General features: G+C 43.7%; 17 protein-coding genes. 9 read left to right on the top strand and 8 right to left on the bottom strand.

The genetic code is table 11. From position 1 onward, the window contains the following. Positions 1 to 148 precede the first annotated feature (148 nt). Positions 149 to 1,222: a DNA/RNA non-specific endonuclease gene (locus tag F896_RS17720; protein ID WP_032881988.1), complete on the top strand. Its 1,074-nt coding sequence runs from the start codon at positions 149 to 151 to the stop codon at positions 1,220 to 1,222. Between the two features lie 68 nt (positions 1,223 to 1,290). After that, positions 1,291 to 1,533 carry a hypothetical protein gene (locus tag F896_RS17725; protein ID WP_016162356.1) on the top strand — a complete coding sequence of 81 codons (243 nt, stop codon included), beginning with the start codon at positions 1,291 to 1,293 and terminating at the stop codon, positions 1,531 to 1,533. Positions 1,534 to 1,583: 50 nt separating this feature from the next. Here F896_RS17725 and aqpZ read toward each other — a convergent pair whose 3' ends face one another. Both aqpZ and F896_RS17735 read right to left on the bottom strand, forming a co-directional pair. Next, entirely contained in the window at positions 1,584 to 2,273 is a 690-nt protein-coding gene (aqpZ, locus tag F896_RS17730) for an aquaporin Z (RefSeq protein WP_016162355.1), read from the bottom strand. Positions 2,274 to 2,449: 176 nt separating this feature from the next. Beyond that, the gene (locus tag F896_RS17735; protein ID WP_016162354.1) at positions 2,450 to 3,457 is read right to left on the bottom strand and encodes an AraC family transcriptional regulator; all 1,008 of its coding nucleotides are present in this window, start codon (positions 3,455 to 3,457) and stop codon (positions 2,450 to 2,452) included. Between the two features lie 115 nt (positions 3,458 to 3,572). On the opposite strand from F896_RS17735, the gene F896_RS17740 reads away from it, so the two are divergent. Further along, entirely contained in the window at positions 3,573 to 4,226 is a 654-nt protein-coding gene (locus tag F896_RS17740; protein ID WP_016162353.1) for a sterol desaturase family protein, read from the top strand. A 304-nt stretch (positions 4,227 to 4,530) separates the two neighbouring features. Here the strand turns inward: F896_RS17740 and hisF are convergent, their stop codons facing one another. Next, positions 4,531 to 5,289 carry an imidazole glycerol phosphate synthase subunit HisF gene (gene hisF, locus F896_RS17745; RefSeq protein WP_016162352.1) on the bottom strand — a complete coding sequence of 253 codons (759 nt, stop codon included), beginning with the start codon at positions 5,287 to 5,289 and terminating at the stop codon, positions 4,531 to 4,533. Between the two features lie 101 nt (positions 5,290 to 5,390). Here hisF and F896_RS17750 point away from each other — a divergent pair, with 101 nt between their 5' ends. From F896_RS17750 to F896_RS17760, 3 genes are read left to right on the top strand one after another with little or no spacing between them, the layout of a single operon-like run. Further along, positions 5,391 to 6,341, top strand: a complete 951-nt coding sequence (locus tag F896_RS17750) for a homoserine kinase (protein ID WP_016162351.1) — start codon at positions 5,391 to 5,393, stop codon at positions 6,339 to 6,341. A gap of 9 nt (positions 6,342 to 6,350) precedes the next feature. After that, entirely contained in the window at positions 6,351 to 6,968 is a 618-nt protein-coding gene (locus F896_RS17755) for a DUF1294 domain-containing protein (RefSeq protein WP_016162350.1), read from the top strand. Between the two features lie 33 nt (positions 6,969 to 7,001). Beyond that, the gene (locus tag F896_RS17760; protein ID WP_004657312.1) at positions 7,002 to 7,397 is read left to right on the top strand and encodes a DUF4870 family protein; all 396 of its coding nucleotides are present in this window, start codon (positions 7,002 to 7,004) and stop codon (positions 7,395 to 7,397) included. A 31-nt stretch (positions 7,398 to 7,428) separates the two neighbouring features. On the opposite strand, the gene F896_RS17765 is transcribed toward F896_RS17760, so the two are convergent. Beyond that, positions 7,429 to 8,829 (bottom strand): LLM class flavin-dependent oxidoreductase, encoded by a 1,401-nt coding sequence (locus tag F896_RS17765; protein WP_016162349.1) that lies wholly within the window; start codon positions 8,827 to 8,829, stop codon positions 7,429 to 7,431. A 348-nt stretch (positions 8,830 to 9,177) separates the two neighbouring features. Here F896_RS17765 and F896_RS17770 point away from each other — a divergent pair, with 348 nt between their 5' ends. Beyond that, complete coding sequence (locus tag F896_RS17770) at positions 9,178 to 10,428, top strand: SfnB family sulfur acquisition oxidoreductase (RefSeq protein WP_016162348.1); 1,251 nt, start codon at positions 9,178 to 9,180, stop codon at positions 10,426 to 10,428. A 12-nt stretch (positions 10,429 to 10,440) separates the two neighbouring features. Further along, positions 10,441 to 11,700, top strand: coding sequence for an acyl-CoA dehydrogenase family protein (locus tag F896_RS17775; RefSeq protein WP_016162347.1), 1,260 nt, complete (start codon positions 10,441 to 10,443; stop codon positions 11,698 to 11,700). 58 nt (positions 11,701 to 11,758) lie between these two features. Here F896_RS17775 and F896_RS17780 read toward each other — a convergent pair whose 3' ends face one another. Further along, positions 11,759 to 12,667 (bottom strand): DMT family transporter, encoded by a 909-nt coding sequence (locus F896_RS17780; RefSeq protein ID WP_032881986.1) that lies wholly within the window; start codon positions 12,665 to 12,667, stop codon positions 11,759 to 11,761. A 95-nt stretch (positions 12,668 to 12,762) separates the two neighbouring features. Here F896_RS17780 and F896_RS17785 point away from each other — a divergent pair, with 95 nt between their 5' ends. Then, positions 12,763 to 13,314, top strand: coding sequence for a helix-turn-helix domain-containing protein (locus F896_RS17785; RefSeq protein ID WP_016162345.1), 552 nt, complete (start codon positions 12,763 to 12,765; stop codon positions 13,312 to 13,314). Positions 13,315 to 13,379: 65 nt separating this feature from the next. On the opposite strand, the gene F896_RS17790 is transcribed toward F896_RS17785, so the two are convergent. The 3 genes from F896_RS17790 to F896_RS17800 all read right to left on the bottom strand — a co-directional run bounded on the left by F896_RS17790 (position 13,380) and on the right by F896_RS17800 (position 16,531). After that, positions 13,380 to 14,837, bottom strand: a complete 1,458-nt coding sequence (locus F896_RS17790) for a SulP family inorganic anion transporter (protein ID WP_016162344.1) — start codon at positions 14,835 to 14,837, stop codon at positions 13,380 to 13,382. A 227-nt stretch (positions 14,838 to 15,064) separates the two neighbouring features. Next, positions 15,065 to 15,796: a 1-(5-phosphoribosyl)-5-[(5-phosphoribosylamino)methylideneamino]imidazole-4-carboxamide isomerase gene (gene hisA / locus F896_RS17795; protein ID WP_005317559.1), complete on the bottom strand. Its 732-nt coding sequence runs from the start codon at positions 15,794 to 15,796 to the stop codon at positions 15,065 to 15,067. Positions 15,797 to 15,862: 66 nt separating this feature from the next. Continuing rightward, on the bottom strand, positions 15,863 to 16,531 hold the full coding sequence (locus F896_RS17800; RefSeq protein WP_016162343.1) for a 3'-5' exonuclease: 669 nt from the start codon (positions 16,529 to 16,531) through the stop codon (positions 15,863 to 15,865). Positions 16,532 to 16,622 lie beyond the last annotated feature (91 nt).

Below are 16,622 nucleotides of genomic sequence, written 5' to 3'. Positions count from 1 at the left end.
AGAAAAAGGCACTTTCGAGTGCCTTTTTTATTGTCTGTTGACTGAGTGTACAGATTTGCGACATAAAGTGTCGCTCTGGGCTGGAACTCAATATACACAGGGCTTTTGAGTTGTTAAGCTGCGCGTTCATATTGATTTTGATGTAGTTATGGCAAAGAGACCAACCCGAAAGAGTAAAAGCCCATTTGCTTTTTTGAGCCAAAATGTTGGAAAAATGATGTTGGCACTGGTCGCAACAGGGAGTTTTGCGATCGCTTTTGGCAGTGAAAAAATTTCCAAGTTCATCCCATTTCAATCCAGTAATACAGGTTGTTTAAAACAGTTTTATCGTGATGTTCCGCCTTTACTCAGCAAAGACAGTCTGAAAAAAGACAGCTATGCGCTGTGTTTTAATGATTTTAATGTGATGTACTCAGGTATTTCCAAGACCCCATTATGGACGGCAGAATATCTGACCCCAGAACGCTTGAGCGTCAAAATTAAACGGGAAGATAATTTCCACGAGGAAACACGAGTAAAGCCCGCTCATCGTGCTTTATTGTCGGACTATCGTGGTTCGGGCTATGACCGTGGTCATATGGCGCCGAATGGTGATATGAATAATACTGCGGCGCAATATGACAGCTTCTCATTGGCCAATATGGTGCCGCAAGCGCCTAAAAATAATCAGGAAGTGTGGCGTAAATTAGAAGAAGCTGTGCGTTCGATGGTGACCAAGCAGCATAAAGATGCCTATGTGCTGACAGGTCCAGTCTTTGAAGGCAAACGCCTTAAAACCATTGGCAGTGGTGTGATTGTACCGACTGCGGTGTACAAAGCGGTGTATTTACCCAAGCAGGGGATTATTGGGGCCTACTATGCGCCAAATAATAATTCTCAGCAGGTCAAAGTGGTGAGTGTGTGCTATTTGGAAGAGAAACTGGGAATTAATTTATTTCCGCAGTTGACGGAACAGCAGAAGCGCAATGTCTATCAACTGCCTGTGTCTGCGCAGCAAGTGAAGCCGAATAAAGACATTAGCTACTCACATTGGGATGGTCAGAGTCAATGTGCTGAAGATGCTAAAACCGATGCGATTCAAGCGCAGCAGCGTGACTTTAGTTCAAAACCGACCAATGCCACTGAAAGTAAATTCCCGCAAATTGATGAAGAAACCAAGCAAGCTTTGATTAATCAATTGGTGAATGCTTTGGTGCAGTATTTCTTACAAATCTTGCGATAAGTACAGCTTGCAAAGTCAGCCTGCTTGGCTCATGTTGTGGGATAGACAAGAACAATGAGAGGGAAACGATGTTTAAACCTTTTGAACAGGGTGATGAGTCTTCGGCAATTTATGATCTGACTTTGGAAAATCAGGTCGATTGCGTCAGTCTTTATGGCAATTTGCAGATTACCAAAGATCAGGCAGGTCTGAAAACCGCCAAGGCATTGCAAAGCTTTATCAATGACGTAGTTGCCGCTTTGGAAAAAGAACAACTTCCTGAGCAGATTGAGCGAAAACCTGAGCAGGATATTGAAAATCCATTCCTATAAATAAAAAAAACAGCCGTTGCAGGCTGTTTTTTTTATGGGATATATCGCGCTTAGTCTTTCTCGCTGCCCACAAATTTGTAGATCACTGCACCAATGATGGCACCGATGATTGGCGCAACCCAGAATAACCAAAGTTGGCTGATTGCTGCTGTTTCAGCAAATAACGCAACCGCAGTACTTCGTGCAGGGTTTACTGATGTGTTGGTGACTGGAATACTGATCAAGTGGATCAATGTTAATGCCAAACCAATTGCGATTGGTGCAAAGCCAGCAGGCGCACGACGATCCGTTGCACCCATGATCACGATCAAGAAAAATGCAGTTAAAACAACCTCAATCAAGAATGCTGAAGCGACAGAGAAATGGTTTGGAGAGAGTTCACCATAACCATTGGTTGCGAAACCGCCAGTACCAGCAAAACCAGCTTGACCTTGGACAATGATGTACAGCACGAATGCTGCAAGCGCGCCACCAATCACTTGAGACACGATATAAGGGACTAGATCTTTAGAATCAAAACGTCCACCGACCCATAAACCAACACTGACGGCTGGGTTAAAGTGACCACCAGAAATATGACCGAAAGCGTAAGCACCTGTTAAAACAGTTAAACCAAATGCTAATGCAACACCTAAGAAACCAATGCCAAGTTCTGGGTATGCAGCTGCAAGCACAGCACTACCACAACCACCAAAAACAAGCCAAAAGGTCCCGAGAAATTCTGCTAAATATTTGTTCATTGTTATCACCACATCAGTTATAAAAAATAAAAAAGCAAGCATCCAAAATTTATTATGGATATGTTTAACCCTCGTGAAAAAATTGTGAACTAATTCACATAGGTATATAGGCTCTTATATAAAACGTGCAATGAAACTGATCTGTTGTGAAACCGTTAGTTCTTCAGTGTTTTTTATTAAGAACTGTAAATTGTGTTGTTATTCCGCCACTGTTGCGGGGTTTGTCCCGTCCAGATCTTAAACGCACGCTGAAAAGCACTTTGTTCAGAATAACAGAGCAGTAGCGCAATTTCTTGCAAACTCAGATGAGGGTCTTTTAAATATTCGGTTGCCAGCATAAAACGGACCTGCTGTACCCGTTCTTGAAAAGTGGTGTCTTGTTGTTGTAAATGACGCTGTAATTGGCGCACGGACAGACCTAGTTTTTCGGCGATAAAATCGATTTGATATTGGTTCTTTTGTAGCCCAGTCAAAATGGCATGTTGAAGGCGTTGATCCAGTTGGGTCGAATTAGGCAGTTTATCTAGCAAGGCTTGGGCTTGCTGCAACAACAGTTGTTGTAAGGTGTGATCACCTGTTTTGAGTGGCTTAAAAGCTTCGCTGACTGGTAATAATAATTGTGTTTTGGGCTGTTCAAAACGCACTTTACAGTGGAAATACTGCTCATAAATGCTGATGTTTTTTGGCGCTGCATTGACGAAATGCACTTCATGCAGATGAATGGTGTCACCCGACATAAACAGTTTAAGGAACTGCACCATCAAGGCAATCGCGATTTCATCGGTCAATTGGGTCGGATGTGGTTCAGGAGCTTCCCAACGAATTGATGCATAAGGGTGATTAAATTCAACCACCAAAGGGCTACCATCATAAATCAGGCGATGGAAGTCATGATAACGAGATAGTGCTTCACCTAGGTTTTCACAGGACAGGGCCAAATAGGCAATGATGCCTAAGTGTTTAGGTTGCACGTATTCTGCGATCTCCAAGCCTAAACCACTCTTCGGATGCAGTCGATTCAGGTCTTCTAGCAGGTCTCGCCAAATCACATAATCAAAGCGCTCTAGGTTTTGAACCTGTTGTAATTGTTCAGGAATGCTGATGCTCTCTGCTTCACAATAGGCTTTTAATAAATGCCCCAAACCACCAAAAACAGAGCCTGTATAGTTCTTGAGTTGAGACATCCTGTCTACCTTTTATCTTGTCGTGTTTTGTCAATATAAATATATCGCATCGTCAATACTTCGCCTACAAAAATTTATATCTTGAATAAAAATAAGGAAACATTTGGAGAAAACCATGATTAAGGGTTTTATCGCAGGTTTGGCTGTTGCAAATGCATTTGAATGGTTTGCGCATAAATACATTTTACATGGGGTACATCGTTCAGGGCAGCCACGTTATAGCCCTGTGCCGAAAAGCATGGAATCGCACTGGGCGCATCATCGTGAAGTACGTAAACAGCAGTTTTCGGATGATTGTTATGTTGAGGGTGTGGAGCATTGGCGTACCCGTAATGAAATCATGTCATTGGCAGTGGTGGCAGGGGTTGCCAGTGTAGCGTTTTATCCAATCTCAAAAGGCATGTCTTTGGCGGCGCTGTATAGTGCGGGCAATTATTATTATGTGCATCGCCGTGCGCACTTAGAACCCGATTGGGCAAAACGAACCATTCCTTGGCATTATGATCATCATATGAACTCCAACCAAGATGCCAACTGGTGTGTGACCCGTCCATGGTTTGATTATGTGATGGGTACCCGTGTGGTGTCTTCTGCGGATTTAAAAGAGGCCAATCCATTGGGTATTCCTTTACCTGCAGCGTTGTCTAAAGTTTTGACGCAAGCGATTGAATCTGTATTCCCTGCAAAATGGGTCGAGCAGAAACCAAAATTGGTAGAGGCGCCTGTAGCTGAGCAACCGCAAAAACAATCGCAAGAATCGGTGGCCTAAATTCGATTGATCTAGCGGGCTGAGCAGGCTTTTATTGACAAATCATGACGACAAAAATAGGGGGATGTCGTGAATTGTCAATAAAATTGGTTTTTAATGTCAATATCTTTACTCATTTTCTCGCTAATTTAGCTCAAGCATTTTAAATGCTCAGAATTTGTTCAAAATAATGATATTGTGCTTACCCTCTAGCGTTGTATAACGCAGTTTCCATACCTTGCTTAGCAAGGTATTTTTTTGTCTACATGTTGCTATTTTTAAATAAAAAAACCTCTCGCTTGAGAGGTTTTTATGGCTCATCTCATTAAAGACGCATCTCAATACCTTGTGCGGCAAGATATTGTTTTGCTTCTGGAATAGTGTGTTGACCAAAGTGGAAAATAGAAGCAGCAAGTACTGCATCTGCACCACCTTTTAAGATGCCATCTGCTAAATGTTGTAAGTTGCCTACACCACCCGAAGCGATGGTCGGGATATTGACGCGATCATTGATCTGACGCATTAAGGCAATGTCATAGCCTGCTTTTGTACCGTCAGCATCCATACTGGTAATCAGTAGTTCACCTGCACCGTAGTCGGCCATTTTCACCGCCCATTCAATCGCATCAATTCCTGTTGGCTTACGACCGCCGTGGGTAAAAATTTCCCACTTGTTCTCGCCAGTTTTTTTCGCATCAATCGCGACCACGATGCATTGTGCACCAAAGCGTTGCGAAGCTTCTTGGACAAATTCAGGGGTAAATACCGCAGCCGAGTTGATGCTGACTTTATCGGCACCTGCATTCAACAATAAACGGATATCTTCAACTTTACGGACACCACCACCCACAGTTAAGGGCACAAAAACGCTTTCTGCCATGCGTTCTACGGTACGGTAAGTGGTGTCGCGTCCATGATGGGTAGCAGTAATATCTAAAAAGGTAATTTCATCGGCACCTTGTTCGTTATAACGACGCGCCACTTCAACAGGGTCGCCTGCGTCACGAATATCAAGGAATTGAACGCCTTTGACGACTCGACCATTATCAACATCTAAGCAAGGGATAATACGTTTTGCGAGCATAAAATTTTCCAAAAAATCGCCAATAAAGAAAGGGGTGCTACACCTTCATGGAGGGAACAGGTATTCTATCAAACTTCACAGCTATTTTTTGCAGGTTTTCCATGTCGGTTTATACCCCGTTGAGTTTAGAAGAAGTTCAAGCCTTTGCTGAGCCCTATGGTTTAGCGGTGATTGACCTGATTCCAATCCAAGGCGGTATTCAAAACACCAATTATTTTTTGGTGGATCAATCAAAGAAACAATATGTTTTAACGGTTTTTGAAGAATTAGATGCTGAAGGGGCAGGTGAACTGGTACCTGTACTGGATTGTTTGGGTGAGGCAGGTGTGCCTGTGGCAGTGCCGTTAAAGCACAGTGGGCAGGCCATTCATAGTATTGCAGATAAGCCTGCACAAATTGCGCCGCGCTTGATGGGTGAGCATCCAGAAGACGCCAGTATTATCCAAATTCAAGCGATTGCACAAGCACAGGCAAAATTGCATTTGGCCTTACAAGGCTTTCCTTTAGAACGGGATTTTAATCGTAATCATCAATATTGGTCAGATGTTGCTGAGCAACTTAAGCCACAAATGAATGCGCAAGATCAGGCATTATTGGCGCAGGTGTTCCAGCATTTTGCTGCCATTACCCAACAGCATCCAGACCGTCCTACGGGCTTTATTCATTCGGATCTATTTCGGGATAACACCTTGTTTGAAGGCGATCAACTACAGGGTATTCTTGATTTTTATGAATTGAATCAAGATGAATGGTTGTTTGATATTGCGATTAGTATCAATGACTTCTGTACTGCCTATCCACAAGCACATTTGGATCAAGCCAAGGCCGATGCCTTTCTTGCAGCCTATCAAAGCATTCGTCAACTGACCGTTGATGAGTTGGCCTGTTTAAATATCTTCTTGGCGATGGCGGCGTGCCGTTTCTGGAGTATGCGCTTACAAGTGGCGCAGAAAAATGCTGAGCAAGGGCGTACAGGCGATGATATTTTGCAAAAAGATCCGCTGGAAATGCGCATGATGTTACAAGACCGTTTACAACGAATCACAGCTTAGGAAATAGACATGCGAGATCAAGGTCGTTTAGTTGAATGGTTTGATGATAAAGGCTATGGCTTTATCCAACCCAATGACACAGCAAAAGATCGTGTCTTTATCCATATCAAAGACTTTGCTCGCACAGGTCCGCGACCCTTGGTCGGTTGTGCCTTGGAATATGGGGTGATTCTGGATGAGCGCGGTCGTTACCGCGCTCAACAGGCGACGTATTTGAAAGCATCCCAAGTGATTGAGCATCGTGCTCGTCCGAGTCAGCCTACAGCGTCGAAACGCTGGTCTGCGATGCAGATTGGCATTGTGATTTATATAGTCTTTATGCTGATCGCAAGCTTTAGTAAATTGCTACCGCCGTATACCTTATTATTTGTCAGCTTGATGAATGTGTTGAGTTATTGGCTGTATGCGCAAGACAAAGAAGCAGCACAATTGGGTAATCGACGTATTCCAGAGCAGACTTTGCATATCGTGGATTCTTTGGGTGGATGGTGCGGTGGTTGGCTTGCTCAGCAAAAACTGAGACATAAAACACAAAAACAACCGTTTCGTAAGATTTATTTCTGTACCATAGTCTTCCATATACTATTGATATGTTGGCTAATTTCTCCGCTCAATGTGTTCTATTGATTGAGGGAGTTTGTTTCTGGAGATTAAATAAAAATGAATTATTCCGTTGATCAAGATCCAAACCGTACTTTAACTTTAGTGCTGTATGTGCTTTATATCATTGCGATTTTTACTGGTGGTCTGTTGGCAATCATTGCCTTGATCATCAACTATGTCAAACGCAGTGATGTCCAAGGCTCGATTTTTGAAAGCCACTTTACGTGGCAAATCCGCACCTTCTGGTGGTATTTGGCTTGGAATATTATTGCTTTTATTCCGTTCTCTTTCCTGTTCTTTACTGGTGATAACGGGACGGCCTTTGCAGGTGTTGCAGTTTCTGCAACCACCTTTGCCTTTGCGGTGATTTTTGGGGCATGGGTGTGGATCGTGTATCGTGCCATCCGTGGTTTGATTGCCTTGAATGACAATAAACCGATGTATCAAGACTAAGATCGACCAGAACTCGCTGTGGTGTATCAACCTAAGCGAGTTCTATATTGTTGTTGGTTTTCGCTGTTGAATGATAGCGATAGCTTGCCCCACGGTGCTGCTCTGTTAATAACGGACCTTGGCCAAACAGCTTCTCTCGTAACGTCCCTTCGGTATATTCAGTTGGATACACGCCACGCTGCTGTAGTTCTGGCACCAGAAAGTCCACCACATCCTCAAAAGTTTGATGCGCCAAAATATAGGCCAAGTTAAAGCCGTCAATATCGGTTTCTTCGGTCCATGCCTGTAGTTGATCGGCCACAGTTGTAACTGAGCCCACCAGTACTGGGCCATTGCCACCGATACTAATAAATTTCGCAATCTCTTCAATGGTCCAGATTCGATTCGGATCGGCTTTTACATAAGAATCCAGCATCGATTGAATCGCATCGGTATGAATGTATTCAACTTTGTCTGCTGCATGAAATTGCGAGAAGTCGACTCCTGACCAACCTGATGCCAAAGTGAGTCCGCCGTGATAGCTGGCGTAGCTTTGATAGTCTTTAAATTTTGCTTGCGCTTTTGCATCGGTTTCATCCACCACGATGGATAGCATGGTATAGATTAAAATCGAATGTGGGTCTTTGCCTTGTTCAAGCAGTTTGGAGCGAATACCTTGTACCAGCTTTTTAACTGCGGCTTTGGTGGGCGCTGAAATAAATACACATTCAGCATTTTGGCTGGCAAATAATTGCCCACGACTGGATGCACCTGCTTGATAGAGCACAGGGGTACGTTGCGGTGATGGTTCGCAAATATGAATGCCGGGAACGCTAAAATACTGACCTTGATGATTGATGGGATGAACTTTGCGATGGTCGGCAAAGATGCCTTTTTCTTTATCACGCAATACAGCATCTTGTTCCCAAGAGCCTTCCCAAAGCTTGTAGAGAACCTCTAAATATTCATCAGCGATGTCATAACGTCGATCATGACTGACTTGAGTTTTAAGACCTAAATTTTTTGAGCCACTTTCCAAGTATGAGGTGACGATGTTCCAACCAATGCGGCCTTTGGTCAAATGATCCAAGGTACTCATGCGCCGTGCAAAGGGATAAGGGTGTTCAAAAGAAATCGAGGTGGTCAGGCCAAAGCCTAAGTGTTTGGTCACCGCAGCCATGGCAGGTACAATTTGTAAAGGGTCATTCACCGGAACTTGTACGGCACCTGTGAGCGCATGTACTGCTGATTGATGATAAACATCATAAATGCCTAAAACATCAGCAATAAAAACCCCATCAAACTTGCCGCGCTCCAATATCTTGGCCAAATCGGTCCAATATTCGAGGTCTTTATATTCAGTCGAGCGATCCTGAGGGTGACGCCACAATCCTGGCGATTGATGCGCAATACAGTTCATTTCAAAGGCATTAAATCTAATTTGCTTGCTCATTGTTCTTTACTAAATTAAAGGTTTTTATTGATCTTAATCAAAAAAGATTGAATTGATTAATCATAAAAAAATCAATGTTTATCATGAATCTATTTAACGATTTTTTTGATTGTATTTTTACCGATTATTTTTATTAAATTCAAAAGGTTGTTTTATTTCTGCTCTGGTTAGATGTGCTGAGGTGTGAGTTAACCCTTAGGGAGTTGCTGATTTTAAATGATTTTTTAAATCAATAAGTGATGGTTTGAGTTTATTTTAAATAAAAAGATTAGTTTCTATATTTAACTTATAAATATGCAATAAAAATAGTGCTAGTTTATTTTTATAACTGGAAAATGAGTATTTATAATGACCTCAAAAATAGAAATAAAACTGGAAGATGCACAGAGTATTCCGCAAGATTTTTACTTGAATAATACGCCAGCACATGTGATTGCTTCAGATCAAGAAGCGATTGCTGTGGCCCATCGCGTAGCGGCTGCTTTTGCCAAAGAGGCAGCAAAGCGTGATCATGAACGCAAGCTGCCATTGCAAGAAATCCAGCAATATTCTGCCTCGGGTCTGTGGGGGATCAACATTCCGAAACAGTTCGGGGGGGCAGGGGTAAGTTATAAAACCCTTGCTGAGGTGGTGACCATTATTTCCAGTGCAGATTCATCTTTAGGGCAGATTGCACAAAATCATTGGGCCTTTTTAGAACATATCCGTTTGGATGCGTCATTGGAACAGCAGCAGTTCTTCTTCGAACAAGTGCTGCAAGGTAAGCGTTTAGGCAATGCATTCTCTGAAAAAAACTCGAAAACAGTCGCGGATTTGACCACCAAAATTGAATTTAAAGAGGATTATGCGCTGATTAGTGGTCAGAAATTCTTTGCCACAGGTGCTTTATTGGCACATTGGATTCCTGTGGTTTCAGTCAGTGACGAAGGCAAAGTATTTGCAGCACTGGTACCACAACATAGTCCAGGTTTGACCATTGTGAATGACTGGAGCAGTTTTGGTCAGCGCACCACAGCCAGTGGCAGCGTGCAGCTCGATCATGTGCGAGTCGATTTAAAATATGTGGTGCCGATTCATCAGGCTTTTGAACGGCCAACAGCAGCAGGTGCAATTTCGCAAATTATTCAGTCCGCTGTCGATGCGGGGATTGCGCGTGGGGCCATTGAGGAAACCATTCGCTATGTGCGTGAGCATGCCCGCCCTTGGATTGATTCAGGTTTGGAACACGCCAGTGAAGATCCCTATACCATTAGCAATATTGGCGAGCTAAAAATTAAACTACGTGCCGCAGAGGCGGTTTTAGCTTTGGCAGGTGAAGCGATTGATCGTGCTTTGGCCAATCCAAGCGAAGACAGCGTAACAGAAGCAACTTTACTCACGGCTGAATCGAAAGTGCTGACCACTGAAATCGCACTCTTGGCAGCCAATAAATTATTTGAGTTGTCGGGTACCCGTTCCACCTTATCCGAGTTGAATCTGGATCGACACTGGCGCAATGCACGCACGCATACCCTGCATGATCCGGTACGTTGGAAATACAATCTGGTGGGTAATTATTATTTGAATGGTGTGGCACTGCCACGTCATGCGTGGAGCTAAGAGGACGCTATTATGACCAGTCAAAGCAATCAAAATCTCTCCTTAGGCGCACATTATGAACAGGTGGCGGGCAAGTTCCGTCCGATCTTCGAGCGGATTGCGGAAGGTGCTTTAGTACGGGAACAAAACCGAAGCTTGCCCTATGAACCGATTCAGTGGTTAAAACAGGCTGGTTTTGGCGCTGTACGCGTGCCTGTGGCATTTGGTGGTGATGGGGTTTCGCAAAAGCAGCTATTTCAGTTATTAATTGAACTTGCTCAGGCCGACTCCAATGTGGTTCAGGCCTTACGGGGGCATTTTGCCTTTGTCGAAGACCGTTTAAATGCCCAAAAAACGGCAGCACAGACCTTATGGTTTGAACGCTTTGTCCGTGGTGAGATTGTGGGGAATGCGTGGACCGAAATTGGTAAAGTTGAAATAGGAGATGTGGCGACTCGGGTTACGGCAGCGCAAGATGGCAAACTCCGTATCAATGGTCAGAAGTATTATTCTACAGGCACGATATTCGCAGACTGGATTGACCTGTTCGCATTGGATGAAGCCACCAATCAGCATGTGATTGCTGCGGTGTCCACACAAGCAGCAGGCATTGATATTGTGGATGATTGGGATGGCTTTGGACAAAAAACCACGGGCAGCGGTACACTGACCTTAAACAATGTGGAGATTAGCCGAGATCATATTTTGGTATTTGAAAACCGATTTAAATATCAAACCGCATTTTATCAGGTAGTGCATCTCTCGACTTTGGCAGGCATTGCACAAAGTGCAGTAGCGACTTTTAAACAGGAAGTGCGTCAGCGGACGCGGATTTATAGTCATGGCAATGCCAGTCTGGTACGTGAAGATGCACAAATCCTGCAAGTGATTGGTAAAGCTTCTGCACAGGCCTATGCCGCGCAAAGTATTGCATTAAGTACTGCTGAAGCTTTAGATGTTGCTTATCTTCAGCATTTTCAGAACGATGAACAGGCTGAGTTAGAGGCCAATGAGCGGGCTGAATTGGTGTCGGCGCAGGGGCAGGTAGTAATTGCGGAGTTGGTCTTGAGTCTGAGTACCGAGCTGTTTAATGCCTTGGGTGCATCGGCCAGTAGCACCGACAAGCAATTGGACCGTTTTTGGCGCAATGCCCGTGTGGTCTCATCACACAACCCATTGGTCTATAAACAGAAAGTGATTGGGGATTGGGAGGTCAATCAAACGCCATTGCCTTATGTCTGGCAGATTGGCAATAGTCCTGTTGCTGTGAATCAAAAAGAAGTCCCAGCTTAGCGATCTCAGCGCACCACAGCTTTTATTGAAAGAAAAACTGTGGTGCGCTTTCCGATATTTATTTATTTTCTGGCAGTTGTTTCTTCGCAAAGAATTTAAATTTTAATTCGCTGACTAAAACCCCAAGCACCACTAATAGTCCCCCAAACAATGCAACTAAGGGGAGCCGCTCTCCTGCAATACGGCCGATCACACCTGCCCAAACGGGCTCACCCGCATAAATAATCGCAGCACGCGTCGGATCGACCATACGTTGCGCCCAGTTCATTACAAACTGAATTAACGCACTGGCTAAGCCGAGCGCCACTGCGATAATCACTAATTCCCATGAAAAGTCAGGAATACTGTGTTCACCAACCAAGGGCATACTGGCGAATGATAAGAATGAGGCGACCGCCAATTGAATCACTGTGACTCTTCTTAGATTAACTTTCCCAGCAAAATAACCAATCAGGATAATTTCTAAAGCGATAACAAAAGCACAGATCAAGGTCAGTGTTTGTCCATAACTGAAATTAATACTGGCAAAGCCATTACCTGTTAACAAGACCAACCCAGTAAAGGCCAGTGCAGTACCCACCCAAGTCATCATAGAAGGCATCTTTTGGAAGATCACCCACATTAAAATGGGGACTAAGGGCACATACAGTGCGGTTAGAAAAGCGGATTCGCTACTCAGAATACTTTGTAGGCCAATGGTTTGAGTGCCATAGCCAATTGCAATCACAATTCCGATGGCTGTACCTGCCAAGCTCTCTTTTAGGGTTAGGCCACGCATGGATTTGATTGAGATCAAAAAGATTACCAAGGCCGCGACTGCAAAACGGCAGCCGACAAAAAACATTGGGCTACTAAAATTCAGCGCATATTGCACGGCTAGAAAGGTGCCACCCCAAATCATGGTGATAAAAATAAGCGCGAATTGTGCGGCTTTAGGAGATTGAGATAAAGCGGTCAACGCAGCCATCCTCATGAGTGAAGTGCAATATACTGCACATATTGCATTGCTTGTTGGTCTTGTGCAATATATTGCGCAGATTTTTATTTTCATTGTAGGAATGAATGAGTCATTCAGAGACGGTATTGCAAGATGTGGGACAGAATATTCGTCTGTTTCGTACCGAACGTCAGCTCAGCCAGCAAGACTTGGCGGATCGAGCAGGCGTCAGTCGCCGTACCATTGCTGCTTTGGAAACAGGTCAAGTCAATATTAGTTTGGCCAAGCTCGATGCGATTGCAACGGCTTTAGCGGTCGATTTTAAAAAGTTGGTCAGCCCATCTGAGTTGAGTGAATCTGCTATCGTCAATACCTTAGCGTGGCAAGGCCAACAGGCTGAAAGTCAGGCCACGCTGTTGGCTGCAGTGCCAACCCAGACACAAGTTGAATTGTGGACATGGTCTCTGGCTGTGGGGGAGGTGTATCAAGCAGAGCCAGATCAAACAGGCTGGCAAGAGTTGATTTATGTGGTTGAGGGCGAATTGACGATTTCGTTTGAACATGAAGATCGAGTGCTTCAGGCAGGTGAGTCGATTTTATTTGAGAGTTCTGTCAATTATCGTTATCTCAATCAGGGCAATCGTAGCGTTCGTTTTATTCGAAACGTGATTTATTAAGTCTAAAAAAGCGCTTAAGTCGGTTCTTAAACGCTTTTAAAGCTGTTGATTATTATGATGCAAGCTTAGCTTGAGCTTTGATGAGTCCCATATTTATCAATCATGATCGAGCTGGCTTCATTCAAACCTCGTACCATGACATGAATACCTTTGCGCTGTAATTTATGTACCACACTGTCGATCATTGCGACTGAAGTGACATCCCAAATATGTGAATGGCTTAAATCAATAATGACTTGTTTTACATCTTCATTGAAGTCAAAACTTTGCATAAATTTTTCTGAAGAGCTAAAGAAAATCTGACCTTTGAGATCATAAACGCGTGCCTGATTTTCAAAATATCGCTCAACTCGAATGTCCTGTTCTAATTTATTGGCAAGGAATAAAGCCGACAGTAACACGCCTGTGAGTACGCCCAAGGCCAAATTATGAGTCGCAACCACCACAACCACTGTTGCAAGCATCACGATATTGCTACTGATTGGATTCTTGCTAAAACTACTGATGGATTTCCATTCAAAGGTACTGATCGAGACCATGATCATCACGGCAACTAAGGCAGCCATGGGAATCACCTTTAACCAGTCGCTGATAAATACGACTAAGATGAGGAGGAATATTCCCGCTGAAAAGGTCGATAATCGAGTCAATCCACCTGATTTGACGTTAATCATCGATTGCCCAATCATGGCACAACCGGCCATACCGCCCATAAAGCCAGAAGCGATATTGGCGATACCCTGACCCTTACATTCTTGAAATTTATCGCTTGGGGTATCGGTCATCTCATCAATAATCGTCGCCGTCATCATCGACTCAAGCAAACCGACTGCAGCTAAAGCAACAGCATAGGGAAAGATGATTTTTAAGGTTTCAAAGTTAAGGGGAATATCAGGAATTAAGAATACGGGAAGCGTATCGGGTAATGAACCCATGTCTCCCACTGTACGAATATCAATGCCGAAGTAGATTGCCAGCAAAGTCACGGTGATGATACAGACCAAAGGAGAGGGTAATAATTTTCCGATCTTCGGAATCAGTGGAAATAAATAGATAATGATCAGGCCCAGTAATACCAAGGCATAGACCTGCCATGTGACGTTGACCAGTTCAGGCAGTTGCGCCATAAAGATCAAAATCGCCAGTGCATTGACGAATCCAATCACCACAGATTTGGATACGAAACGCATGAGTTTGGCGAGTTTTAGATAGCCCGCGATAATTTGCAATACACCTGTGAGCAAGGTGGCAGCCAGTAGATATTGTAAGCCATGTTCTTTAACTAAACTGGCCATGACTAAGGCCATAGCGCCTGTTGCTGCTGAAATCATGGCGGGGCGACCACCAACGAAAGCAATTACCACGGCAATACAGAATGAAGCGTATAAACCGACTTTGGGGTCGACTCCCGCAATAATAGAGAAAGCGATGGCTTCAGGGATCAGTGCCAAACTGACAACCAGCCCAGCCAAAATATCCGCACGGATATTGGAGAACCATTGCGCTCGAATATTGGAAAACATAGAAATAGCCTATTTTTTAGGAATTTTTAAAGGCTAGTGATGTGATATACAGACACACAACTACACCACATCACTAGACAGTGATGAGTTACTACATAGGAAATGTAAAACTTAAGGTGGCGTAAGCATCATGTGAGGAGAGAGGATATTGAGTTGAACTGGGGCAAGCATAGCACCCAAGTTGATAAAGCTCTAGCGATTGTTACAATAACTAGAGCTTGAAATGCTTAGAGTGATTGTTGGTCTAGCAATAATTGCGCTTCACGAAGACTTAAAGTGCCTTCATAAATGGCACGACCTGTAATCGCACCTAAAATCCCTTTTTTGTCTTTTAGGTTGCGCACATCATCCAAATTGGTCACACCGCCAGAAGCAATTACAGGTAGACCTGAATAGTTGGCCAAGTTCACAGTTTGTTCAACGTTCACACCTTGCATCATGCCATCACGTGCAATATCGGTATACACAATGCTGGATACACCCGCATCGGCAAAACGTTTAGCCAGGTCAGTTGCTTTTACATCAGTCACATTGGCCCAACCATCAGTTGCCACCATGCCATTGATTGCATCAATCCCGACAATGATATGACCGGCAAAGCGTTTACATGCTTGGTCAACAAACTCAGGCTCTTTGACTGCTTTGGTGCCGATGATCACGAAAGAAACACCTGCTTCTAAATAGTGTTCAATCGTTTCCAGTGAACGGATACCACCGCCGATCTGAATTGGAAGCTCAGGTTGCGCACGTGCAATCGCTTCAACCACTGGCTTATGAATTGGCGTACCTGCGAAAGCACCATTTAAATCGACTAAATGTAAACGACGTGCGCCTTCATCCACCCAATGTTGTGCAGTTGCCACAGGGTCTTCAGAGAAAACGGTATCGTCTTCCATACGTCCTTGTTTCAAACGGACACATTTACCATCTTTCAGGTCAATTGCTGGGATGATTAGCATGCTTTCGCTCCTTGCATCATCATAGAGTTTAAATTGGCTACATATTAGCAAAGTATTGATCAATCGCTAAGCCTTGTCTGTTGAACCCTCCAGTATTTTCATGATTTGTTGCAGTAAATGTGTTGTGAGCAATTGTTGCTGATACAGTTGTTCAAAGCACAGTAGCGCAGCGTAAGCATCAGCTGTGGCATAGTTGATTTGTTGCGGACTGAGATTTTTAACCGACCAGTTTGAAGTACTGACCTTTTTGCTTTTGGCAAAATAACGCTGGAAAAGTAGAGCAACCGCCGTTTGGATGCCGACTTGGCTGCGATAACCAAAACTTGCAAAGCTCTTGGATAGGTCAATCATTGCATTGGGCTGGATGTCTTTACGACGGAAGATATGTGCATCATTTTTTAGTCCAAAACCAACCTTGAGTTGTTGCTCATTTTCGATAATCGGTTTGAGGAAGTCTAAAATATCAGAGCTGACTTGGAACAGATAAGCTTGGTTTGCTGTTGCTAGCTGGATCAGGTGGGGTCCAGTCGATTTTTCTCCAACTTTGAAGGTCGGTTTAGATTCGGTGTCGAAACCAAAAACTTGAATAGAAGCGAGTTCAGCTTGAATGGCCTGGCACTGTTCAAGCGTTTGGATCACCAAGATACGATCTGTGCTTAGATTCTGAAATGCAGGCAAAGCGCGAATGTATTCTTTGCTTAAAGGAGGAGTGTATTGAGGCGTATCCATTTGCATTAAAAGCTCAAAGCGTTTGATTGAGCTTAAAGGGTTTTATTGAAATAAAAAAGCCAAGTGGAAACTTGGCTTAGTAACAATGACGTATTTA

It is taken from the genome of Acinetobacter genomosp. 15BJ, assembly GCF_000400715.1.
Lineage (GTDB): Bacteria > Pseudomonadota > Gammaproteobacteria > Pseudomonadales > Moraxellaceae > Acinetobacter.
The sequence above is the reverse complement of the archived record's forward strand: the minus strand, read 5'-3'. Positions and strand labels throughout refer to the sequence as shown.

Excerpts from the sequence above, each read along its gene's own strand:
- F896_RS17770 (WP_016162348.1), top strand. The coding sequence starts at position 9,178 with ATGACCTCAAAAATAGAAATAAAACTGGAAGATGCACAGAGTATTCCG.
- hisF (WP_016162352.1), bottom strand. The coding sequence starts at position 5,289 with ATGCTCGCAAAACGTATTATCCCTTGCTTAGATGTTGATAATGGTCGA.
- F896_RS17775 (WP_016162347.1), top strand. The coding sequence starts at position 10,441 with ATGACCAGTCAAAGCAATCAAAATCTCTCCTTAGGCGCACATTATGAA.
- F896_RS17720 (WP_032881988.1), top strand. The coding sequence starts at position 149 with ATGGCAAAGAGACCAACCCGAAAGAGTAAAAGCCCATTTGCTTTTTTG.
- F896_RS17735 (WP_016162354.1), bottom strand. The coding sequence starts at position 3,457 with ATGTCTCAACTCAAGAACTATACAGGCTCTGTTTTTGGTGGTTTGGGG.
- F896_RS17740 (WP_016162353.1), top strand. The coding sequence starts at position 3,573 with ATGATTAAGGGTTTTATCGCAGGTTTGGCTGTTGCAAATGCATTTGAA.
- aqpZ (WP_016162355.1), bottom strand. The coding sequence starts at position 2,273 with ATGAACAAATATTTAGCAGAATTTCTCGGGACCTTTTGGCTTGTTTTT.
- hisA (WP_005317559.1), bottom strand. The coding sequence starts at position 15,796 with ATGCTAATCATCCCAGCAATTGACCTGAAAGATGGTAAATGTGTCCGT.
- F896_RS17800 (WP_016162343.1), bottom strand. The coding sequence starts at position 16,531 with ATGCAAATGGATACGCCTCAATACACTCCTCCTTTAAGCAAAGAATAC.
- F896_RS17725 (WP_016162356.1), top strand. The coding sequence starts at position 1,291 with ATGTTTAAACCTTTTGAACAGGGTGATGAGTCTTCGGCAATTTATGAT.
- F896_RS17755 (WP_016162350.1), top strand. The coding sequence starts at position 6,351 with ATGCGAGATCAAGGTCGTTTAGTTGAATGGTTTGATGATAAAGGCTAT.
- F896_RS17785 (WP_016162345.1), top strand. The coding sequence starts at position 12,763 with ATGAGTCATTCAGAGACGGTATTGCAAGATGTGGGACAGAATATTCGT.
- F896_RS17765 (WP_016162349.1), bottom strand. The coding sequence starts at position 8,829 with ATGAGCAAGCAAATTAGATTTAATGCCTTTGAAATGAACTGTATTGCG.
- F896_RS17790 (WP_016162344.1), bottom strand. The coding sequence starts at position 14,837 with ATGTTTTCCAATATTCGAGCGCAATGGTTCTCCAATATCCGTGCGGAT.
- F896_RS17780 (WP_032881986.1), bottom strand. The coding sequence starts at position 12,667 with ATGGCTGCGTTGACCGCTTTATCTCAATCTCCTAAAGCCGCACAATTC.
- F896_RS17760 (WP_004657312.1), top strand. The coding sequence starts at position 7,002 with ATGAATTATTCCGTTGATCAAGATCCAAACCGTACTTTAACTTTAGTG.
- F896_RS17750 (WP_016162351.1), top strand. The coding sequence starts at position 5,391 with ATGTCGGTTTATACCCCGTTGAGTTTAGAAGAAGTTCAAGCCTTTGCT.